21 protein-coding genes are annotated in these 21,327 nt (G+C 40.6%); 11 read left to right on the plus strand and 10 right to left on the minus strand.

The window, feature by feature from the left end; all coding sequences use genetic code 11:
* Nucleotides 1-4 precede the first annotated feature (4 nt).
* On the minus strand, nt 5-1,000 hold the full coding sequence (gene hlyD / locus M0M83_RS05930; RefSeq protein WP_248467839.1) for a secretion protein HlyD: 996 nt from the start codon (nt 998-1,000) through the stop codon (nt 5-7).
* A 152-nt stretch (nt 1,001-1,152) separates the two neighbouring features.
* Nucleotides 1,153-1,851 carry a transcriptional regulator CecR gene (gene cecR / locus M0M83_RS05935; RefSeq protein WP_125893377.1) on the minus strand — a complete coding sequence of 233 codons (699 nt, stop codon included), beginning with the start codon at nt 1,849-1,851 and terminating at the stop codon, nt 1,153-1,155.
* Nucleotides 1,852-2,133: 282 nt separating this feature from the next.
* Between cecR and rhlE the strand changes: the two genes are divergently transcribed.
* The 3 genes from rhlE (at nt 2,134) to M0M83_RS05950 (ending at nt 4,993) form a co-directional block, all read left to right on the plus strand.
* Complete coding sequence (gene rhlE, locus M0M83_RS05940; RefSeq protein ID WP_125893376.1) at nt 2,134-3,474, plus strand: ATP-dependent RNA helicase RhlE; 1,341 nt, start codon at nt 2,134-2,136, stop codon at nt 3,472-3,474.
* Between the two features lie 167 nt (nt 3,475-3,641).
* On the plus strand, nt 3,642-4,583 hold the full coding sequence (dusC, locus tag M0M83_RS05945; protein WP_125893374.1) for a tRNA dihydrouridine(16) synthase DusC: 942 nt from the start codon (nt 3,642-3,644) through the stop codon (nt 4,581-4,583).
* Nucleotides 4,584-4,744: 161 nt separating this feature from the next.
* Nucleotides 4,745-4,993: a GlsB/YeaQ/YmgE family stress response membrane protein gene (locus M0M83_RS05950; RefSeq protein WP_125893372.1), complete on the plus strand. Its 249-nt coding sequence runs from the start codon at nt 4,745-4,747 to the stop codon at nt 4,991-4,993.
* A gap of 80 nt (nt 4,994-5,073) precedes the next feature.
* On the opposite strand, the gene sseA is transcribed toward M0M83_RS05950, so the two are convergent.
* Together sseA and M0M83_RS05960 are read right to left on the minus strand one after the other, a co-directional pair.
* On the minus strand, nt 5,074-5,913 hold the full coding sequence (gene sseA, locus M0M83_RS05955) for a 3-mercaptopyruvate sulfurtransferase (protein ID WP_213913452.1): 840 nt from the start codon (nt 5,911-5,913) through the stop codon (nt 5,074-5,076).
* A gap of 38 nt (nt 5,914-5,951) precedes the next feature.
* Nucleotides 5,952-6,113 (minus strand): hypothetical protein, encoded by a 162-nt coding sequence (locus M0M83_RS05960; protein WP_004256593.1) that lies wholly within the window; start codon nt 6,111-6,113, stop codon nt 5,952-5,954.
* A gap of 257 nt (nt 6,114-6,370) precedes the next feature.
* On the opposite strand from M0M83_RS05960, the gene dinG reads away from it, so the two are divergent.
* On the plus strand, nt 6,371-8,479 hold the full coding sequence (dinG, locus tag M0M83_RS05965) for an ATP-dependent DNA helicase DinG (RefSeq protein WP_248467840.1): 2,109 nt from the start codon (nt 6,371-6,373) through the stop codon (nt 8,477-8,479).
* A 140-nt stretch (nt 8,480-8,619) separates the two neighbouring features.
* On the opposite strand, the gene dps is transcribed toward dinG, so the two are convergent.
* Nucleotides 8,620-9,123 (minus strand): DNA starvation/stationary phase protection protein Dps, encoded by a 504-nt coding sequence (gene dps / locus M0M83_RS05970; RefSeq protein ID WP_248467842.1) that lies wholly within the window; start codon nt 9,121-9,123, stop codon nt 8,620-8,622.
* A 324-nt stretch (nt 9,124-9,447) separates the two neighbouring features.
* Nucleotides 9,448-10,335, minus strand: coding sequence for a threonine/homoserine exporter RhtA (gene rhtA / locus M0M83_RS05975; protein ID WP_125893366.1), 888 nt, complete (start codon nt 10,333-10,335; stop codon nt 9,448-9,450).
* A 323-nt stretch (nt 10,336-10,658) separates the two neighbouring features.
* Here rhtA and M0M83_RS05980 point away from each other — a divergent pair, with 323 nt between their 5' ends.
* From M0M83_RS05980 to M0M83_RS05990, 3 genes are all read left to right on the plus strand, one after another.
* Complete coding sequence (locus M0M83_RS05980; RefSeq protein ID WP_125893364.1) at nt 10,659-11,234, plus strand: TIGR00730 family Rossman fold protein; 576 nt, start codon at nt 10,659-10,661, stop codon at nt 11,232-11,234.
* 33 nt (nt 11,235-11,267) lie between these two features.
* On the plus strand, nt 11,268-11,726 hold the full coding sequence (locus tag M0M83_RS05985) for a GNAT family N-acetyltransferase (RefSeq protein ID WP_213913504.1): 459 nt from the start codon (nt 11,268-11,270) through the stop codon (nt 11,724-11,726).
* A gap of 258 nt (nt 11,727-11,984) precedes the next feature.
* Nucleotides 11,985-13,559 carry an ABC-F family ATPase gene (locus tag M0M83_RS05990; protein ID WP_423811138.1) on the plus strand — a complete coding sequence of 525 codons (1,575 nt, stop codon included), beginning with the start codon at nt 11,985-11,987 and terminating at the stop codon, nt 13,557-13,559.
* Nucleotides 13,560-13,625: 66 nt separating this feature from the next.
* Here M0M83_RS05990 and M0M83_RS05995 read toward each other — a convergent pair whose 3' ends face one another.
* From M0M83_RS05995 to moeA, 3 genes are all read right to left on the minus strand, one after another.
* On the minus strand, nt 13,626-13,961 hold the full coding sequence (locus M0M83_RS05995; protein WP_004909208.1) for a zinc ribbon domain-containing protein YjdM: 336 nt from the start codon (nt 13,959-13,961) through the stop codon (nt 13,626-13,628).
* Between the two features lie 208 nt (nt 13,962-14,169).
* A complete protein-coding gene (gene moeB / locus M0M83_RS06000; RefSeq protein WP_213913454.1) occupies nt 14,170-14,922 on the minus strand; it encodes a molybdopterin-synthase adenylyltransferase MoeB in 753 nt (250 codons plus the stop codon).
* 5 nt (nt 14,923-14,927) lie between these two features.
* Nucleotides 14,928-16,169: a molybdopterin molybdotransferase MoeA gene (moeA, locus tag M0M83_RS06005; protein ID WP_125893358.1), complete on the minus strand. Its 1,242-nt coding sequence runs from the start codon at nt 16,167-16,169 to the stop codon at nt 14,928-14,930.
* 449 nt (nt 16,170-16,618) lie between these two features.
* Between moeA and folE the strand changes: the two genes are divergently transcribed.
* On the plus strand, nt 16,619-17,278 hold the full coding sequence (folE, locus tag M0M83_RS06010) for a GTP cyclohydrolase I FolE (RefSeq protein ID WP_004256561.1): 660 nt from the start codon (nt 16,619-16,621) through the stop codon (nt 17,276-17,278).
* Between the two features lie 3 nt (nt 17,279-17,281).
* Nucleotides 17,282-18,427 (plus strand): DUF418 domain-containing protein YeiB, encoded by a 1,146-nt coding sequence (gene yeiB, locus M0M83_RS06015; RefSeq protein WP_248467844.1) that lies wholly within the window; start codon nt 17,282-17,284, stop codon nt 18,425-18,427.
* Nucleotides 18,428-18,447: 20 nt separating this feature from the next.
* Here the strand turns inward: yeiB and sanA are convergent, their stop codons facing one another.
* A complete protein-coding gene (gene sanA / locus M0M83_RS06020) occupies nt 18,448-19,152 on the minus strand; it encodes an outer membrane permeability protein SanA (protein WP_125893354.1) in 705 nt (234 codons plus the stop codon).
* A gap of 367 nt (nt 19,153-19,519) precedes the next feature.
* On the opposite strand from sanA, the gene M0M83_RS06025 reads away from it, so the two are divergent.
* Together M0M83_RS06025 and murQ are read left to right on the plus strand one after the other, a co-directional pair.
* On the plus strand, nt 19,520-20,215 hold the full coding sequence (locus M0M83_RS06025; RefSeq protein ID WP_213913456.1) for a carbohydrate-binding family 9-like protein: 696 nt from the start codon (nt 19,520-19,522) through the stop codon (nt 20,213-20,215).
* Between the two features lie 167 nt (nt 20,216-20,382).
* Nucleotides 20,383-21,303, plus strand: a complete 921-nt coding sequence (murQ, locus tag M0M83_RS06030; RefSeq protein WP_248467846.1) for an N-acetylmuramic acid 6-phosphate etherase — start codon at nt 20,383-20,385, stop codon at nt 21,301-21,303.
* Nucleotides 21,304-21,327 lie beyond the last annotated feature (24 nt).

Genomic DNA, 21,327 nt, shown 5'->3' on the forward strand with positions numbered 1-21,327 from the left:
ACTCTTACTGTTTATTATCAGTGAACTGAATAGTCACAGGCATACCTTGGCGTAACGCATCATCTGCATCATTGACGACGATACGTAATCGATAGACTAAATCGGTTCGTAAATCCGGTGTTTGTACGCTTTTAGGCGTAAATTCGGCGGTAGGGGAAACAAACCCGATGGTACCATGGTAGGGTTGATTTGGACGGCTATCGGTATACAGTAAAACTTCTCTACCGGGGATGGCATCACCAAGGTGTGGCTCGCTAACATAGGCTCTGACCCAAACAGGGTTTGTTAAAGTGACGCTAAATACGGTATTACCTGTACCGATGATTGTGCCCGGTTCTATTGCTCGGGTTAAAATAGTCCCAGAGGAAGGCGCAATTAAAACGGTGTCTTGTAAGTCGAGTTCAGCTTGAGCGACAGCCGCTTCGGCTTGTAACCATTCGCCTCGAGCGGCAGCTATCTCTTCTTGACGAAAGCCGCTTTGGTATTGATTCAGCTTATCTTTTGCTGCTTGAAGGGCTGCAAATGCTTGGTTTCTATTGTTCTTCGCGTTATCTAAATCATTAGCTGAAATAACGCGGGAGGCAGCCAGCCCTTGCTGACGTTTATAGAAGTTGTCGGCATATTGCCAAGCCGCTTGTTTTTGAGCCACTTCAGCTTCAACTTGCGCAACCTCTTGAGTACGGTAACCACTTTCTTTTAAAGCAAGTTGTGCTTTGGCTGTGTCGCGCACCCCTTTGGCTTTATTTAATGCGTTAATGTAGGGAGCGTCATCCAGTTGACCAAGTTGCTCGCCTGCAATAATTTTTGCACCTTCATCAACACTTAGGGATTTGAGCTTACCTGACACTCGAAAACCGAGATTTACCGTGCGCACATCAACATTGCCGTAGAGTGTTAATGTCTTGTCCTGCTGTGATTGATAGTAGTAATAACCACCAATTGCAGCACCGATTAATATGAGAATAATGAAAACAACAACAGAACGGTTTTTATTGCTCATAGCTAACCTTACTTAAAGAATCCACGAGATGAAAACAAATTTGTTGTTAGAGGCTGCTGTTTTTAATGGAGAAGTGTGGCACCAGCTGCAATAAAATCACCAACCTCTAGTTATTATCAATGTGAATGAATCACTTTAATTATTTTATCATATCACTTTTCATATTGTTTGCGATGGCGCAAGCCCGCTAATAATATATTTGTATGTTCAATAAGAACTTGATTAATAATTTTAAATTCATTTTCATTAATATGTTTCCAGCCGGTTTGACGTAATAATGTTTCCCGAGCAATACGAAATGAAAGTGTTTCGCCAAGGATCGCGTGTGTGTGAATCAGTGTTGTTAAATGGTTGGGATCCGCACCAATGTAAATGGCAATCAAACGGTTTAGACGCGAATGTATTGGGCCTAAAGCCTGCTCGTGGATGATGGTGTAGGCTTCGGTTGGGTTGAGTTGTTCGCGGGCTAAGATGCGAGAAAAACTTAAATTTTTCTTTTCCAACTGAAAGTGATTATAGGCAATGACTGTTTTTTGGAGTAAATCAAGTGCATCATCAGTGACTTGAACTGATAAAGGTTGATTTAGAAAGTTGTCAATTTCTTGAAAAACATCATAGAAATCGTCCCGGATTGTTTTTGTTATAAGCTGAGCTACAGCTAAGTAAAGTCCTTCTTTTGAGCCAAAGTAATAAGAAATTGCGGCAATGTTTTGCCCTGATGCCTGTGCGATTTTGCGTGTGGTAGCGCCATCAAGCCCTTGTTCTCCATATACATCAGCAGCAGTGAGAAGCAATTGCATTTTCGCATTTTCTCCACGTAATGTTGACGATGAACTTGTATTCATAACCATTCCTTTAAAAATTCAGAATTAAATAACATCTAATTAGCTCTTAATGGCTTTTCGTGTTTATAAAAAGTAAAAAACGACATCTCATAGTATCATGTAAGTATATATACTATACGGATGAGATTTTATATTAATTTATTAACCAAACTAAATTAATATATTTATCATCAGCAAATAATGTTAGAATTTTACACAGTGTCGCACGGCAGTTTGCGCTTTTCTTCTGACTCACTTCCCCATAACTGCCACATTCAATTTGAAGCGGTGAAGCCCGGAGTAATTAATTTGACTACATTTTCAGACCTCGCGTTAAACGAGGAAATCTTGCTTGCCATTAATGAATTAGGCTATGAAAGCCCTACGCCTATTCAACAACAAGCTATTCCAGCTGTGCTTGCAGGAAATGACCTTCTAGCTAGCGCCCAAACCGGTACGGGTAAAACAGCGGGTTTTACATTGCCAATTTTACAAAAGCTTATTACAACTCCTCGAGCTGGGAAGGATCGCAAGCCTATTCGTGCGTTAATTTTGACGCCAACTAGGGAACTTGCAGCGCAAGTTGCTGAAAATGTAAAAGAATATAGCCGTCATTTACGTATTCGTTCTTTTGTCGTCTTTGGTGGGGTAAGTATTAATCCACAGATGATGAAGTTACGTGGTGGCGTTGATATCTTAATTGCAACTCCGGGGCGCTTATTAGATTTAGCGCACCAAAATGCGGTAGATCTTTCTCAAGTCGAAGTTTTCGTACTTGATGAAGCTGACCGTATGTTAGATATGGGGTTCATTCATGATATTCGTAGAGTGATTAATAAGTTACCCAAAAAGCGCCAAAACTTATTATTTTCAGCAACATTTTCTGACGAAATCAAACAACTGGCGAATAAACTACTTAATAACCCAGTGACTATTGAAGTTGCTCCGCGAAACTCAGCCTCTGAGCAAATCACCCAGTATGTACATCTGGTTGATAAAAAACGAAAAGCAGAGTTACTTTCGTTTATGATTGGCCGTGAAAATTGGCAACAAGTCCTCGTCTTTACACGTACAAAACATGGCGCAAACCGTCTTGCTGAGCATTTAAATAAAGATGGCGTTAAAGCTGCGGCTATTCATGGCAACAAGAGCCAAGGGGCACGTACTCGTGCACTAGCTGACTTTAAATCTGGAGATATTCGTGTTTTAGTGGCAACGGATATTGCAGCTCGTGGTCTTGATATTGAACAGCTTCCTTATGTGGTGAATTTTGAGCTACCTAATGTAGCAGAAGATTATGTTCACCGTATTGGCCGTACAGGCCGTGCAGAATCAACTGGGATGGCCGTTTCCTTAGTATGTATCGATGAGGCTAAGTTACTCAAGGATATTGAGAAATTATTGAAAAAAACGATCCCATTGATGGCGATTGAAGGCTATGAGCCCGACCCATCCATCAAAGCGGAGCCTATTCAAAAAACACCACAACGGAATGAACGTCGTTCAGGCGGTTCTGCTGGTGATAGGAATCAAGGCAAAGCGCCTCGTCGTAGCAGTGCCCCATCGTCAAAGTCGAGTTCAGTGAAAGGGGCAAGTTCTCCATGGAAAAACGCCCAGAAAAAAGTCAAACAAGGACGTAGTGACAGTTAACCTCCCATAATCTTGTCGCTCTTTTTAATGTTAATAGCATTGACTAGACTAACTTGAAGATCATTTCAAGCTAGTCTCTTGTCACTCCTACCTTAGAATTTTTCCTGCTTATCAATTAAATAAACGGTATGATAAGCAGGAATTATTACGTTTTTTGTGAGTCACTTATGCGCGTTTTATTAGCTCCTATGGAGGGGGTTTTAGATCCTCTAGTTCGTTGTTTACTAAGTGAAGTTAATGACTATGACCTGTGCATAACAGAGTTTGTTCGTGTGGTTGATACCCTTTTACCCGCAAAAACATTTTACCGTTTATGCCCTGAGCTAAAACATGGGAGCCGTACTCCTTCAGGGACATTAGTCCGTGTACAGCTGTTAGGGCAGCATCCTCAGTGGTTAGCAGAAAATGCAAACCGAGCGGTCGAATTAGGCTCTTGGGGGGTTGATTTAAATTGTGGTTGTCCATCAAAAACAGTCAATGGCCATGGTGGTGGTGCGACGTTATTGAAACAACCTGATTTGATTTATCGAGCTGCTAAATCAATGCGTGAAGCGGTTCCAAAAGAATTACCTATTTCGGTTAAAGTCCGTTTAGGGTGGGATAGCTCTGAATTTGCTTATGAAATTGCAGATGCGGTCCAACAGGCAGGAGCAACAGAACTCACTGTTCACGGTAGAACGAAAGAAGACGGTTATAAAGCAGAATGTATTAATTGGTCCGCTATTGGAGAGATCCGCCGTAAATTATCGATCCCAGTGATTGCTAATGGGGAAATTTGGGACTATGCGAGCGCACTGCGCTGCCTTGAAATTACAGGATGTGATGCCGTGATGATTGGCCGTGGCGCATTAAATACGCCAAACCTTAGCCGAGTGGTTAAATGTAATGAATCTAAAATGCCTTGGGAGCAAGTTGGTAGGCTGTTATTAAAATATACAGAACTTGAAAAACAAGGAGATACTGGTCATTACCATGCTGCTCGAATCAAGCAATGGCTAGGTTATTTACGCAAAGAATATCATCAGGCAGATGAACTCTTTTCTCAGGTTAGATCATTAAAAAATGCCCAACAGATTTCGCAAGTGATAACTGAAATAGTGAACAATTGATTATGAATAATGTTAATAAGCCAAATTTTATATTTGCGAAATTAACTTATAGGGTCTTTACTTAATTGGTGTAAGAACGATTTAATTTATTTAAAGCTTATACTGTTGTCTGAGAATATTTTGATGTATATAGTGAAATTACCTAGTCTGGGAGGCGTAAGATGGGCGTAATTGCTTGGATTATTTTTGGTCTAATTGCTGGTGTTTTAGCTAAATGGCTGATGCCAGGTACTTACCACATGGGGTTCATTATGACCACCGTGTTGGGAATTGTTGGTGCTGTTGTGGGTGGTTACATCAGCACTTTCTTTGGTAAAGGAAAAGTTGATGGTTTCAACTTTGGGAGCTTTGTTGTCGCGGTTATCGGAGCCATAGTCGTGCTGTTCTTAGCTGGGCTATTTGGTAAATAGCTATTTTCTCTACTCGATAAATCTTTATTCTATAAGCCACTTGAATCTCAAGTGGCTTATATTTTTATGGCAAAGGTAGGTTACGACTCAATTGGCAGGCCGTTATCTTGCCCCCATTGGGCCCATGAACCATCATACAAACGTACGTTTTGGTTACCTAATAATGTTAATGCCATTAATACCACCGCAGCGGTCATTCCTGAACCACAGGTCGTTACAGAAGGAGCATGGATATCCACACCTTGCTTAGTAAAGATAGCTTTAAGTTGTTCTGGTGATTTGAATTCACCTTTTTCAACGAGAAGATCCCATGGGACATTTTTGCTCCCAGGAATATGCCCCATACGCAATCCCGGACGAGGTTCTGGCGCTTGGGCGAGAAAGCGTGGCTCAGCACGAGCATCAATAATTTGAACCTTGCCTTGATTAACAATATCAAGAACTTGTTCTTGATTCAGCGCGTTCGCGTCTTTACGTGTTGCATGGAATTGCTTCGGAGCCGGTGGAGTGACTTCCCCAGACTGAACATCAAAGCCTGCCGCTTTCCAAGCATCGATGCCACCAGCTAGAATTTTAACGTTTTTGCAGCCCATAGTGGTAAATGTCCACCATGCCCTTGGAGATGAAAATAAATTATTTTGCGAATAAATAATAACTTGGGTGTCATTGCCAATACCCATAGCACTAACTGCTTGGCTAAAAACATTAGCACTTGGCAGCATATGGGGCAAATCACAGCTTTTGTCTGCAATTTCGTCTTGATGAAAGAACTGAGCATTAGGAATATGCTCTGCTAAATATTGTTGGCGGCAATCATAAGGTGCTGTAGGTGGGGGAGACGAAGCATCAAGTACAATGATATTGTCATCAAATAGATGTGAATTTAACCATTGTGGGGTGACGAAATAATCGTTGTACATAAGCTATCTCCATCCTGGGTTGATAAATTATTTTAAAATTACTGAATTTGATTGGGTGCTGGCAGTGCTGAAGGGGATTGCGGCTGCCCTTGTTCAAGGGGAGTTGTTGAACGTGTATAAATGTTCATACCCGCTAAAACAATACCGCCTACAGAACCAAAAGCACATAATGCGCAAAGTGCGATAACAACCTTTTTCATTTTTTATAGCCTGCCTAGTGATAAAAACCCAAATAGTATATGAACTCAAAGTATAACCGGATGAGTGTTGCAAACAAGTTAAAAGCTATTTTTTCTGTTGCATAATGGGCGTTTTGCAAAAAGCTTCCCAATTTTTATGTATAATGGGTATTAATACAGTAGTTTTGCGAAGCGGTTGGCAAAAGCGTCTTTTTCATATTTCGTTCTGTTGTCGGCTTCGTTATTTTTCATCTTAACTTTGGTCACCTGCACAATTTATGTCCCTGTCAAAGAAAACTAAAGAACAAATAACTCAGTGGTATAAAGGGTTGTCCATACAAATTGATGGGTTTGTTTCCCGAGCCCCACAACGGGAGATGATCGCGCAAGTCGCAAAAAATCTAGCTGATGATGATGGTCGCCATTTGGTCATAGAGGCCCCTACAGGGGTGGGGAAAACGCTATCTTATTTAATACCGGGGATTGCCGTTGGTAGGGAAGAAGGCAAAACCTTAGTAGTCAGTACGGCAAATGTGGCGCTACAAGACCAAATTTATAGTAAAGATTTACCGTTATTAAGCAAAATTATTCCTGATCTAAAATATACGGGGGCATTTGGGCGTGCTCGTTATGTTTGTCCGCGCAATTTAGAAGCTATTTGTGCAGCAGAAGGCGAACAAATTGATTTAATGTTATTGGTGGAAGATAAAACAGAAATAGCGAATAGTGAAGAGCGGGCAATTTGTCAGCAACTGAGGCATGATTTTCAGAGCTTTGCATGGGACGGGTTAAGGGATCACCACAAACGTGCATTTAGTGATAGTTTATGGCGTAAAGTTAGTACTGATAAAATGAATTGTCTGGGGCGTAATTGCCAATTTTATCAGCGGTGTCCATTTTTTATTGCTAGGCGGGAAATCGAAGATGCCGATGTGGTGGTTGCTAACCATGCATTGGTTATGGCTGCAATGGAGAGTGAGTCGGTTTTGCCGGACCCAAAAAATTTATTATTAGTGCTTGATGAAGGCCACCATGTCCCAGACGTTGCGAGGGATGCCCTTGAAGTGGAAGGCGAGATTACGTTAGTGCAATTAACGGCACAGCTTGATAGCTTTATTCAGCATGTTGGGCAATATATGGGGCAATTTCGTCCCGTGAAGCCACCAAAGCTAGCTAATCCTGAGCGGTTACAGCAGCACGCAGAAAAATTGCGTGAAACATTTCGCGATTTTTCATTATTAGCGAATGCATTATTACCAGAGACATCAAAAGAAACTGAATATTTATTTCCGCTTGGAGTATTGCCTGAAGCTATGCAACTGAGCTGTCAAGCCTTGTTTAAGCAAACTGATGCATTACAGGGACTGGCGGAAGCCATCTTAAATGATTTGACGGAACAAACTGCGAAGCAAGATATTGTCCGCTTACATCGCTCCATTATTGTGACTAGTAGGGCAATGGGGTACTTTGAAAACATGTCGAAACTTTGGCGGTTGGCGGCATTAGAGCAAAGTTCAGGTGCCCCTGTGTCAAAATGGTTAAGTCGGCGTTATGAGAAAAACCAATCGCGTTTCTTTATGCATTGCGCAGGGATCCGAGTAAGTGAACAGTTACAACATTTGTTATGGCGTAACGTGCCTCATATTGTCATTACCTCGGCAACACTGAGATCGTTGAACAGTTATTCACGTTTTATGGAACTTACTGGGTTATCCGAAAAAAGTGATGACCGCTTTGTGACATTGTCTTCTCCTTTTAACCATGTTGAGCAAGGAAAAATTATTATTCCTAAAATGGAATATGAGCCAACTATTAATAATGAAGCTGAACACTTAGCAGAAATGGCGGTATTTTTCCGCGAGCAATTCACTCAAAATACTCACCGCGGAGTACTGGTTTTATTTAGTAGCCAAAGAGCGATGGAAGGTTTTCTTGAGCACGTAAAAGATTTACGTTTACAGCTTTTAGTTCAAGGAGATCAACCTCGTTACCGATTAGTTGAAACTCATTGTGAAAGAATTAACCAAGGGCAAGCTAGTGCCTTAATTGGTTTACAATCGTTTGCAGAGGGGTTAGACCTAAAAGGGGAATATTTAACTCAGGTCCATATTCATAAAATTGCATTTCCACCAGTAACAAACCCGGTAATCATCACCGAAGGGGATTGGTTGAAATCGTTGAAGAGATACCCATTTGAAGTACAAAGTTTACCAAGCGCTTCATTTAATTTAATACAGCAAGCTGGCAGGCTAATACGTAGTCATGAGTGTTATGGTGAAATTATTATTTATGATAAACGTTTGCTAACTAAAAATTATGGTAAAAGGCTATTAAATGCATTACCTGTATTTCCGATAGAACAACCCGAAATACCTAAAAAACAGTAAATAATAATCATTAAGTTAACGTGTTTTATTTTTAAGTGACTTAATTGCAATAAAGGTTTGATTTATTGTTAATTATCATAAAATAAAATGGCCACTTTTCAGTGGCCACTGGTCAATTATAATTGACTCTATTTACGACATTACTCAATATTCGCTTCTAAAAACCAGAGGAATTTATCCATATCGCGGGAAGCCGCAGTAAACATATCTGCAGTGTCTTCGTCTTCTACTTCATCGATGGCTCTACGGATATCATTCGCGACAACCGCATAACGGTCTGCTAATGCTTTCAAATGGTCTTGTACATTGTGAATATTAATTGGGTAAGCTTCTAATGATGTGAAGCGGTTAACCTCTTGGGTTGTACCAATAGCAACACCACCCAATTGAACAGCACGTTCAGCGAATTCATCTAAGTGTTCTACTAACGTAGTCCTAAAGCCATCTAACATTTCATGTACAGCGATAAAATTGCGGCCGCGCATATTCCAGTGGGCTTGTTTAGTCATTAGAGAGAGATCGGTAAAATGGACCACCATAACATTAAGAATTCCAATGGTTTCCAATTTTACACTGTCTTCCATATCATTACGGGTATATAAAAGTTCAGTTGAAGATGCTTTAAATAATTTAGCTGTGCTCATGATTCATCCTCTCTTAAATATGAATTTGTCTAGTAACCTCATCTGTGAATAAATATAAAACAATCTAACGGCTTTGTCATAATGTAATAAACGATTAGTATAATAGGTCTATTCGATATATTTTATTAACTGTTGTTTTATTGTGGATCTTGAATACTGATTATTTTTAGCAATAAGTGCTATAACCAAAATTAGATAATAAAATAAAAATAAAAAATGATTATTTCAAATTGATGAATAAATCTTTACACGAAAAAAGGTTAATAAATATCAACATGTCGAATTTATTAACCTAATCGGTCTTCTTTGTTATAGATTTCGTGGCTAGGTCACTTTTTCGATTTTTGACTTTGGCACCGCTGTAGAGGTGGAACCAATAGAAGCACAAACAATACATAATAATGCTAACCATTGAGTCATCGTTAAGTGCTCATTTAGGAAAACAATTCCTAAAAATGCGCCCATACAAGGTTCTAGGCTCATCAATGTACCAAAAGTTCGGGCAGGCAAACGCGTTAGCGCGATCATTTCTAATGTATAAGGAAATGCGGTTGATAAAATCGCGACTGCTAGTGCAATGGGTAAAATTGAGGGATCAAACATCACTTCTACCCCGGTTTGCATTAAGCCGATCGGGAAGAAAATCATCGCAGAAATAAATGAACCGATAGCCACGGTGGCCGCACCATAGCCGGCTCCCGCTCGTTGGCCAAATATAATATACAATCCCCAACAGACACCAGCTCCGAGAGCATAGATGGCACCGAGTGTATCAATGGACTCAATATTATCGCCAATTGGAAGCAAAAATAGTAACCCAACGATAACAAGGGCTATCCACAAAAAATCAATTGGGCGGCGGGAGGAGAACATTGCAACAGCTAAAGGGCCAGTGAACTCTAGTGCAACGGCTATTCCTAATGGAATGCGCTCAAGGGAAAGGTAAAATAAATAATTCATCGTACCTAGGGATAAGCCGTAGGCTAGCAGTGGAACTAACGAGCTTCTTCTGAATTTTAAACGCCAAGGTTTAAAAATAACAAATAATATAATCGTAGCAAGCAATAAACGTAAACCAGTAACACCGGGAGCGCCGATAACAGGAAATAAAGTTTTAGCTAAAGAAGCTCCGCTTTGAATAGAGGTCATAGCAAGCAGTAATAACCCTATAGGTAATAGCGGAAATGCGCTCTTTTTAGTGTCGGCAGACATAAATAAGTAAACCTCGGAAAACGTAACTTAATTGATAATAAATATTTAGAAAATAATTATTCAGTGATGAAAAATAATTTCTTAAAGATTATCTCATAAAACAGCACGGTTTTATATTTGTTTATGGTTTAGCTATATAGAATAAGGGGGTAAATGTGCTCTATTGGTTGCCAACATGTTGGTTTAGGTGAATAGCAGTGCTATAAACATGAATTAGTCTCATTTTATTATGGCGAAGAGTGAAGCTTGAGCTTCTTTATTAGGCTCGTATAATTCAGTGCTCTAACTAAAAAGTCACAATAAAAATGGAAAATGAGGAACAAATGGGAAAAATTAAAAGTATTGCAGTGTATTGTGGTTCCAGTATGGGAAAAAATAAGGTCTATCAACAAAAAGCCATTGAGTTTGCTAAAGAAATGGTTAAACGTGATATCACGTTAGTCTATGGTGGAGCGAGTGTGGGGATTATGGGAATGGTTGCTGATACCGTATTGTCATTAGGTGGTAAGGCGATTGGTGTGATCCCATCATTGCTAGAAGAACGTGAAATTTCTCATAAGAATTTAACTGAGCTGTATAAAGTTGAAACGATGCATCAGCGTAAAAGTAAAATGATTGAACTTGCCGATGCTTTTGTCGCTTTACCTGGCGGTTATGGCACGCTTGAAGAGTACGCAGAAGTCTTTACTTGGAGCCAAATTGGTTTACATACTAAGCCATGTGCGTTGTTTAATATTAATAATTATTGGCAACCATTGATAGATATGACAAATAAAATGGCGGATGAAGGTTTCCTACATGAGAAATATCGTCATATGGCGATTGTGAATGATTCTTCCGCTGAGTTATTAGAAAGTTTTGAATCTTATGTTGCCCCACCAATTAAAACCTACGACTAGCGTTAATATCAAAATCACAGAGAGGAATGCATGCTGATAAGGGAAGCTATTAAAAGTGATATAGAATCCATTTTATCGCTTTACCAAATTTTGTTTTCGGAAATGGCACTGCTTGACCCTGAGCGCTTACAACCTGCAGAGCAGGCTGGGGAATTTATTGAAAATGCGATTATCGATGATAAATTTTATTTGTTAGTTGCTGTATTTAACGGTGAGATTAAAGGTTTTTGCATCGCGCAACAACAAGTTTCAGATCCTTATAACTGCATTGTTCCTCGAAATTTTGGTTATATTTTTGACTTAGTGGTTGACCCCAATTTCCGTGGTGAAAAAGCAGGACAAAAATTACTCGATGGCATGAAAGCATGGGCGAAGAGTAGGCAGTTTAGCCACTTGGAGCTGTCGGTATTAGCGCAAAATCGTAAAGCCATTAAGTTTTATGAACGAGAAGGGCTAACAGAAATCAGCCGTACTATGGGGATCACGCTTTAGTTTGGCATTTAGTCAGCCTTTCCTTCCGTGTTAATCAATTTGCTGAAAACAGCACAAGATCTAAGCGGCGTAATATGGCATAATGCGCCGCTATTTATACCTGTCGTACTCTAATGACCATGCATGGAATGTATTTCGCTGCTCAAATCACTATTTTGGGTTGTTTTGCACGCCGCAGTCATGGGCCTCTAATCATCGCAGGCTATTTTACACCGTTTAATTTAAGGCATAGCAGTGTTAACAACGAACAATATCACTATGCAGTTTGGCAGTAAGCCACTGTTTGAAAACATTTCAGTTAAATTTGGCACAGGCAACCGTTATGGTTTGATCGGCGCAAATGGCGCGGGTAAATCCACATTTATGAAGATCTTAGGGGGAGATTTAACCCCTACAGCTGGAAATGTGAGCACGACTGATCCAAATGAGCGTATTGGTAAACTTCGCCAAGATCAGTTCGCATTTGAAGAATTTACCGTACTTGATACCGTGATTATGGGTCATAGCGAGCTGTGGGACGTCAAACAAGAGCGCGATAGAATCTACGCCTTACCTGAAATGAGCGAAGAAGACGGCTACCGAGTGGCTGATCTCGAGGTCGCTTATGGTGAAATGGACGGTTATAGCGCGGAAGCTCGTGCCGGTGAATTATTGTTGGGTGTAGGTATTCCTGTCGAACAACACTATGGGCCGATGAGTGAAGTTGCACCTGGCTGGAAACTGCGTGTACTGTTGGCACAAGCCCTATTTTCTGACCCAGATATTTTATTACTCGATGAGCCGACGAACAACTTGGATATCGATACGATTCGTTGGTTAGAGCAAGTGCTGAACGATCGTAACTGCACGATGATCATTATTTCCCATGATAGGCACTTTTTGAATACCGTATGTACGCACATGGCTGACCTAGATTACGGTGAATTGCGTTTATTCACAGGTAACTATGATGAATATATGATTGCGGCAACCCAAGCGCGTGAGCGCCTATTATCGGATAACGCGAAGAAAAAAGCGCAAATTGCTGAATTACAGTCTTTCGTTAGCCGCTTTAGCGCGAATGCCTCTAAGTCGAAACAAGCGACTTCTCGTGCACGTCAAATTGATAAAATTCAATTGGATGAGGTGAAAGCGTCTAGCCGTCAAAACCCATTCATTCGTTTTGAACAAGAGAAAAAATTGTTCCGAAATGCACTTGAATTAGAAGCAGTGACCAATGGTTATGATCAAGGGCCATTATTCAAAAACGTCAATTTATTATTGGAAGTTGGCGAAAAAATGGCGGTTATTGGTGCTAATGGTATCGGTAAAACGACATTCTTAAAAACGTTGGTGGGCGAGCAGCCTGCAACGAGCGGAATGGTTAAATGGTCAGAAAACAGTAACATTGGTTACTATGCCCAAGACCACGCAGAAGATTTTGAAACAGATTTAACCGTGTTTGACTGGATGAGTCAGTGGAAAAATGAAGGGGATGACGAGCAAGCGGTGCGCAGTATTTTAGGCCGTTTACTGTTTTCTCAAGATGACATTAAAAAGAAAGTTAAAGTGTTATCCGGTGGTGAACAAGGGCGTATGTTATTTGGCAAGTTAATGATGCAACAGCCAAACATTTTGATTATGGATGAACCAACCAACCACTTGGATATGGAATCCATCGAGTCATTAAACTTAGCCCTCGAATTATACAAAGGAACGTTAATTTTCGTTTCCCATGACCGTGAGTTTGTTAGCTCGTTAGCGAGCCGTATTTTAGAAATCAAAGAAGATAAAGTAATTGATTTCAAAGGTAGTTATGATGAATACCTGACAAGCCAAGGTGTCGTTCTTTAAATCTGGTTTTTGGATGAAAAACAAAAAGCCCTCAATTTTGAGGGCTTTTTAATGGGCGAAGTAAACTTAGTTTTTCTTCACAAACTCAGATTTCAATTTCATTTGACCGAAACCATCAATCTTACAGTCGATATTGTGGTCGCCCTCGACCAAACGGATACCTTTAACGCGGGTACCGATTTTTAGCATTGAAGAGCTACCTTTGACTTTGAGATCTTTAATCACGGTGATGGTATCGCCATCAGCTAGCAGGTTGCCATTGGCATCTTTTACAATCAATTCATCAATATCAGCTACAGGCTCGGCATCATTCCATTCATGCGCGCACTCAGGGCAGATATACATATCGTTATCAGTATAGGTGTATTCAGACTGGCATTTCGGGCAAGGAGGGAATTGCATATTCATACTCTCAGTAACTTTATCAAAAGAATAAACAGTGGTGATATTTAAACCATCAAGCACCACAAAAGAGAGATAGTATAAGGTGAAAGGACAATTAAATTATTTTTTCAGATTATTCTTAATTTTGATATGGTGAAAATAGGTAAAAGGCGAGAAAACCTCGCCTGAATGATGAAAAAAGTCAACTTGCTCGAAAATTTAGCCGTTAGCCTTTAGCACAGACTTCACAATGGGGGTCTTTGCTAAGTTTAAATTGGCGAAAATCCATGGTCATTGCATCAAATAACAATACTTTTCCTGAGTTAACTTTCCCATAATTAGCTAATAATTTAATGGTTTCCATCGCTTCTAGCGTACCAATGGTACCCACTAAAGGGGACATAACCCCTGCTTCCACACAAGTTAAGTTATTTTCACCAAATAAACGGCTTAAACAGTGATAACAAGGGGTGCTTTCTTCATAAGTGAAAACAGATAATTGCCCTTCCATACGGATGGCTGCACCTGAAACCAATGGTTTTTTCCGTGGTAAACATAAGCGATTGAGCTGTTCACGAATGGCGACGTTATCGGTGCAGTCTAAGATCACATCATGATGTGCGATTAATTCATCAAGTTGCACATCATCTAGCTGTGCATTGACGGTGTCAATTTGAATATGTGGGTTAATGGCAGCAAGCTGTGTTTTCGCAGAATCAACTTTTGGTATATCAATGGTTGCATCACGATGCAACACTTGCCGTTGCAAGTTAGATAATGACACGGTGTCGAAATCCACCAATGTCAGGTGACCGACACCCGCAGCGGCAAGGTATTGCGTTGCTGCGCAGCCTAAACCGCCGAGGCCAATAACCAGCACTTTACCAGCTTTAAGTTTTTCTTGCCCATCGAAATCAAACCCACGGAGGATGATTTGACGGTTATACCGCAACATTTCCAGATCGCTAAGCTCTTGCACAGTTATTATTCACTTTTTAATAAATAGTTAAACATTTCGACTTCAACCATTTCACCGGCTTCAACACGCCCACGCTCTCGTTCAAGGACAATAAAGCAGTTAGCTAAACTAAATGAACTAAACACGTGTGAGCCTTGGTGGCCCGTTGTGGCGACTTGCAACTGCCCTTGTTCATTGGTACTTAGAATGCCACGTTGAAAATCTAAACGTCCTGGGCTTTTCTTCAACGCAGTAGTAACTGGAACCTTAAAGCGTAACGGAGCGCGCCATTGGCTGTGCCCTGAAAGGCGAGCAATCAGCGGTTGAACCAATTGGTAGAAGGTGAGCGCCGCGGAAACAGGGTTCCCCGGTAGACCACAAAACCAAGCGTCACTCAGCTTGCCAAATGCAAAGGGTTTTCCTGGTTTTATAGCTAACTTCCAAAAACCAATGGTGCCTAATTCATCCAAAATTTGTTTGGTATAGTCGGCTTCACCCACGGAAACGCCACCACTACTGATCACTAAATCAGCGTGTTGGTTAGCTTCGATAAAGGTTTGTTTGAGTTTTTCTGGCGAGTCCGGTATCACACCTAAATCGAGTACTTCGCAGTTAAGTTTTTCCAGCATCAGACGGACGGTAAAGCGGTTAGTATCATAAATTTGCCCATCTGCTAAAGGAAGGCCAACCGCTTGCAGTTCATCACCCGTTGAAAAAACGGCAACTTTAAGGCGACGATATACGGTGACATCTGCAATACCTAGTGAAGCAATTAAAGGCAACTGAGCGGTCGTTAATAAAGTGCCAGTAGAGAATACCGCACTACCTTGGGCAATATCTTCTCCTGCTTTACGAATATTACTGCCTTGTTTAATGGGCTGGGTGAATACAATACCTTGTTCAGTTTGCTCTGTAGACTCTTGCATCACAACGGTGTCCACACCTTGAGGAATGGGTGCGCCTGTCATAATACGCACGCAGCAACCTGCTTTGAGTTCGCCTTCCATTGGGTTGCCCGCAAAAGATTTACCCGCTACAGGCATTGGTGTTTTACCATCCCAGTCGGCAAAACGTAAGCCATAACCATCCATCGCAGAATTATCAAATGGCGGAACATTGATAGGGGAAATTAGGTCTGTCGCAATGATGCGCTGTGCAGAGGAGGTCAGTGGAATGATTTCGGTATCTGTGACGGTTTTCGTTTGAGATAGTAATTTTTCCAATGCAACATCTAGAGAAATCAAATCGTTAGTATGACACTGATCCATAAATAATGACCCTCATTATTGTTATCTGCCTTGAGGCTTTAAAATGTGTTCGTAATGCATATTATGGCAGAAATCCATTAATGGGTGAATGAATAGAAATTGATTACAGATAGCTTTTGGTCAGATTTAACCAAGAAGGTGGCATTATTACAGGCAAAATTATGCACAGAATGGTTAATGCTTAGGTTATTTATTGTGTTACTTATTGGCGGGTTATTGGTTTCTCACCATTCAAGGTTAAAGGATTGATAAAAAATGTGCTACAAATCACGTTATATAAGGTGTAAAACCGTTTAAAGAAAGCATTCATTGGGTGAATGAATTGCAGGGTTAAATGCAATTATTTCACGGCAATTATCTATGTTGTACTGGATTATCTGTACCTGCTGTTTTAGAGTACCGCACACCTGCATTTTATAAAAATAGTTATACCATTTGTGGAGGATCACATGTCATCTCTGAGTAAAGAGGCCGAATTAGTTCATGCCGCGCTGGAGGCTAGAGGCTTAGAAACGCCTTTACGTATCCAGCCAAAGTCAGGCGACGAACGTAAGAAACTGATTGAAGGGCACATGACAGAGATCATGACGCTGCTAAATTTGGATTTAACCGATGACAGTTTAGCTGATACCCCTCGTCGTATCGCAAAAATGTATGTTGATGAAATTTTTTCAGGACTTGATTACGCAAACTTTCCAAAAATCACTTTAATTGAAAATAAAATGAAAGTGGATGAAATGGTCACGGTGCGTGATATTACGCTCACAAGTACCTGTGAACACCATTTTGTTACGATTGATGGAAAGGCTACGGTTGCCTATATTCCAAAAGACAAAGTGATTGGTTTATCGAAAATTAATCGCATTGTGCAATTTTTCTCACAGCGCCCACAAGTGCAAGAACGCTTAACGCAACAAATTTTGGTTGCTTTGCAAACATTATTAGGAACAACAAATGTGGCAGTTTGTATAGATGCGGTGCATTATTGCGTGAAAGCACGTGGTATTCGCGACGCGACAAGTGCAACAACAACAACGTCACTTGGTGGGTTATTTAAATCAAGCCAAAATACACGGCAAGAATTTTTGCGTGCAGTTCGTCACTTATAATTTATGACAGCAACGACACCGTCAAGCCGCATTGACCAACTTGACGCTGTTCGTGGTATAGCAATTTTAGGTATTCTTTTAATGAATATTTTTGCTTTTGCTTTACCACAAACAGCGTATTTAAACCCTTATTATACCAATACAACATCCGATTCAGAGGCCTATCTCTGGGGTGTTTTCAATGTCCTTTTTCAAGGTAAAGTTCTCGCGATTTTTTCAATCCTATTTGGAGCAACACTTGCTTTATTACAGTCTCGCTCTCTTCGTTGGAACCGGTGCCGTTTATCTGTTTTAGCCCTATTCGGGGTGATCCATGGGGTTGGACTTTGGGATGGTGATATTCTGTTGGCTTATGCATTAACCGGCTTGTTGGTAACCTATTTGCTTAATCAATATGATGATGGTTTTTTATTGAAAATAGCACTATCAATCTATTTGATTGGGTTAGTTATCTTGCTCATGTTGGGGAGTAGCGTGGACCCTTCCGGTTTTTGGCAAGCCTCGGATGAGCAACTGGCATTTGAATATGCGATGCATACCTCGGGGGGAATGGATGGCGTGCTTTATCGTGCGTCAGAGATGCTAAAAATGGTTGAAATGTTGGTTATCCAATATGGCTGGCAATTAGCGGCATTGATGATTATTGGCGCACTATTAATGAAAAATGGTTGGTTGCAAGGGCAATTTAGCGCTCAACACTATCGTAAAACAGCCTACATATTTATCTTGCCATCGATATTAGTCCAAATATTTTCGCTATACATGCAAAGCCAATTTAATTGGAGTTATTTTTCAACGTCGATCATTGGTTACATTATTAATGAGCTAGTTATTCCATTCCAATCTTTAGGATATATCGCTTTGGTATATGGTTTTTGGGAAAAAATCACAAATAGCAAGGTAATCCATGGACTGCAATATGTGGGGCGGGTGGCGCTGAGTAATTATATTTTGCAAACGCTAATTTGCACCACACTGTTTTACCAATTAGGCTATTTTGGTCAATTTACACGGTTTGAATTAATTGTCTTGGTTCCCATTATTTGGGGAATAAATATATTGTTTTCTTATTATTGGTTGATATTTTTCAGGCAAGGCCCACTTGAATGGTGTTGGCGCAAATTAACAGTGAAGTTAATAGGTAGATGAGTATTCATCTACCTATATATCTACTTCAATTTATTGACTTCATCCGGTGAAACCGCCGGATAGCCTTTAATTCCAGCAGGCATTTTAATCGGGGCTGGGATTGATTCTTGTTCACCTAAAAATTTAGGTTCCCGTTTTAAGATATATAAATCTGCTAAAGCGCCTAGCCGTGCAAACACTTCACGTACTCTCACTTTATACATCCCAGAAGGTGTCGGAACCGCTAAACATTGTGCATCAATGCCTTTATGTTTGGCGATAAAGACCGCTCGTTCACAATGAAAACGCTGGGTAATAATCGTAAAATTATCGGTATCAAACACTTTTTTCGTGCGTACTACGGAGTCTAATGTCCTAAAGCCAGCAAAATCGAGCACAATTTTAGAGGCTGGAACCCCTTCTTTAATTAAATCTTTGCGCATGTTGATTGGCTCATTGTAATTATGAGCCCCATTATCACCACTGAGGAGCAAATATTTCACTTTTCCACTGTGGTATGCCTCAGCCGCACCTTTAATGCGATAGGTATAATAGAGATTATTAACTCCAGAGGCATAATATTTGGATGTACCAAGTACCATCCCGACATCGCGCGCAGGCAATTTTTCTACATCTTCATAGATATAGGGGGCGGTATCCCAGCTTATCCAGCGATCAAGCAACATTATGGTCGTAAATGCGATCCCTGCAAGAATAATAAGACCAAAAAACAGACGTTTCCTCATGTCCTAGCCTTGATAATAAAGAGTCATAATCCGAAATTGTTAGCCTCAGTAGGCCTGTGTCTCTAGGCTACTTGACTTAAATTAGTGACGCAAGTCGCGTAACGTAAAGTCATGTCAATGTCTACACACTAATCAAAGTTGACTAATATTAAGCCTAATAATTGAATCAAAATTAATCAGACATTGGATGAAAAAGATAAATCACGTTCTCATCAAAGAGTGAGTAGCTTCACATCATGGTAGTTTTTATGGAATGAAGCTATATATTATGAAATTTTAATTCTATATTTTTATTCTGAAGTGAAATATTGTTTCTTTGATGGTTTTTTGTGGATAGCAGATCTTTAATTAGATAGGTGAGGAAAGTATGAAACTAACGACATTATTAGCCGTGAGCGCTGTATTTGTTACCGCGGGTGTGGCGGCGAAAGAGTACCAAATCAATCATACCGCTCAGTTAAAATCACTCGATGATGCGACTAAAAGTACGGAAGTTTGGGAAAAAGCAGAGGTATTAACCGATTTTACTTACCCATGGGAAAAGGAAGCAGCTCCTAAAACAGATTTTCGCGCTTTATGGAGTGATGACGCATTATATTTCCGCTTTATTGCAGACGATAAAGATATTCAGTTAGGTGATAACCCAGATAAAGACCAAGCGGTGTTAGATTCTGACCGAGTCGAACTCTTTTTTGCGACTAGCCCTGAATTAAAACCTTATTACACGGCTGAAATGGACCCGAAAGGGCGTACTTTCGATGCAAAAGCTAATTATTACCGTGAAGTTGATCCAAGTTGGAACTGGGAGACATTACAAACCGTGGGTGAAATAACGCCAAATGGTTATGTATTAACGGGAAAAATTGATTTGGATGAATTTACCAAACTCAATTTATGGCAAGACGCGGACAAGCAGACACTAATGTGTGCCATTTTGCGTGGAGAGTTCAGCGCGGGTGAACCTAAGCAAGTGCGTAAATGGATTAGCTGGATCAAACCTGATTCCGTTAAACCTGATTTTCACATCCCATCCGCCTTCGGAACCTGTAAGTTCGTAAAATAGGGCTATCGCCGGTGGCTTTCGTCACCGGTATTTTTCAATACAAACCTATTATTGTGAGAAAGATCATAACCCGCAATTAAGTTGTACAAAATTGCAGTGATTTAAATTGAAATAAAAATTCATTTAATGTATTTTTTAGTGAAATTAAATTTCATGAGGGCGTTTGAATGTCTCTAGCCGAAAATACTCTGAGTGACTGTCTACACAATGAATTCAACCAGGAAACGCAGCAGTTTTCACGTTTGGATACGCTATCGATGGTGAACGTCATTAACCAAGCTGATAGCACGGTTGCAGGTGCCATTCAGGTTGTGCTACCTGCGATTGCTCAAGTGGTTGACGCTGTTGCTGAGTGCTTAAAGCAAGGTGGACGTTTGTTTTACATTGGCGCGGGTACTAGCGGTAGGTTAGCCGTATTAGATAGTGCAGAATGTCCACCCACATTTGGTACTTCACCTGAAATGGTGCAATCGATTATTGCGGGTGGCCAAGATGCCATGCTAAACGCGGTTGAAAATATTGAGGATTCAGTAGAGTCAGCGATTGAAGAGCTAAAAAAACGCCAACTCTGTGCCAAAGATGTCGTGGTGGGTATTGCAGCCAGCGGACGCACACCATTTACCTTAGCAGGTATTGAATATGCCAATGAAATCGGTGCGTTAACGGTGGCGATTACTACGCGAGGCCGAGGGCTAGTCAGCGAAGTAGCTAAATTGGCGATTGCCCCCGATGTTGGCCCTGAAGTGTTATCAGGTTCGACTCGCATGAAAAGCGGTACTGCGCAAAAAATGATTTTAGGCATGCTAAGTACTTGTGTGATGGGGAGATTAGGTCGTATTCATACTAATTTAATGGTTGATGTTGTTGCGAGTAATATCAAATTACTGCGCCGCGCAGAACGGATTGTAAGTGAAGTCTGCGGTATTGATGAACACACCGCAGCAGGGTTATTGGCACAAGTGGATTATCATCCACGACGCGCAATTTTAATGCATGAGCTACAAATTAATGCACAGCAAGCGACGGATATCGTTCAACAACATCCAAATACCACCTTGGATAGCATGTTAGCAATTACCGTTAAGTAATGGGATAGCATGTTGAAGAGCGGG

Source organism: Providencia rettgeri (genome assembly GCF_023205015.1).
GTDB lineage: Bacteria > Pseudomonadota > Gammaproteobacteria > Enterobacterales > Enterobacteriaceae > Providencia > Providencia rettgeri_E.

Bases quoted from the DNA above. Each gene is read 5' to 3' on its own strand.
- hlyD (WP_248467839.1), bottom strand. From the start codon at position 1,000: ATGAGCAATAAAAACCGTTCTGTTGTTGTTTTCATTATTCTCATATTA.
- cecR (WP_125893377.1), bottom strand. From the start codon at position 1,851: ATGGTTATGAATACAAGTTCATCGTCAACATTACGTGGAGAAAATGCG.
- dusC (WP_125893374.1), top strand. From the start codon at position 3,642: ATGCGCGTTTTATTAGCTCCTATGGAGGGGGTTTTAGATCCTCTAGTT.
- M0M83_RS05950 (WP_125893372.1), top strand. From the start codon at position 4,745: ATGGGCGTAATTGCTTGGATTATTTTTGGTCTAATTGCTGGTGTTTTA.
- sseA (WP_213913452.1), bottom strand. From the start codon at position 5,913: ATGTACAACGATTATTTCGTCACCCCACAATGGTTAAATTCACATCTA.
- M0M83_RS05960 (WP_004256593.1), bottom strand. From the start codon at position 6,113: ATGAAAAAGGTTGTTATCGCACTTTGCGCATTATGTGCTTTTGGTTCT.
- dinG (WP_248467840.1), top strand. From the start codon at position 6,371: ATGTCCCTGTCAAAGAAAACTAAAGAACAAATAACTCAGTGGTATAAA.
- dps (WP_248467842.1), bottom strand. From the start codon at position 9,123: ATGAGCACAGCTAAATTATTTAAAGCATCTTCAACTGAACTTTTATAT.
- rhtA (WP_125893366.1), bottom strand. From the start codon at position 10,335: ATGTCTGCCGACACTAAAAAGAGCGCATTTCCGCTATTACCTATAGGG.
- M0M83_RS05980 (WP_125893364.1), top strand. From the start codon at position 10,659: ATGGGAAAAATTAAAAGTATTGCAGTGTATTGTGGTTCCAGTATGGGA.
- M0M83_RS05990 (WP_423811138.1), top strand. From the start codon at position 11,985: ATGCAGTTTGGCAGTAAGCCACTGTTTGAAAACATTTCAGTTAAATTT.
- M0M83_RS05995 (WP_004909208.1), bottom strand. From the start codon at position 13,961: ATGCAATTCCCTCCTTGCCCGAAATGCCAGTCTGAATACACCTATACT.
- moeA (WP_125893358.1), bottom strand. From the start codon at position 16,169: ATGGATCAGTGTCATACTAACGATTTGATTTCTCTAGATGTTGCATTG.
- folE (WP_004256561.1), top strand. From the start codon at position 16,619: ATGTCATCTCTGAGTAAAGAGGCCGAATTAGTTCATGCCGCGCTGGAG.
- yeiB (WP_248467844.1), top strand. From the start codon at position 17,282: ATGACAGCAACGACACCGTCAAGCCGCATTGACCAACTTGACGCTGTT.
- sanA (WP_125893354.1), bottom strand. From the start codon at position 19,152: ATGAGGAAACGTCTGTTTTTTGGTCTTATTATTCTTGCAGGGATCGCA.
- M0M83_RS06025 (WP_213913456.1), top strand. From the start codon at position 19,520: ATGAAACTAACGACATTATTAGCCGTGAGCGCTGTATTTGTTACCGCG.
- murQ (WP_248467846.1), top strand. From the start codon at position 20,383: ATGTCTCTAGCCGAAAATACTCTGAGTGACTGTCTACACAATGAATTC.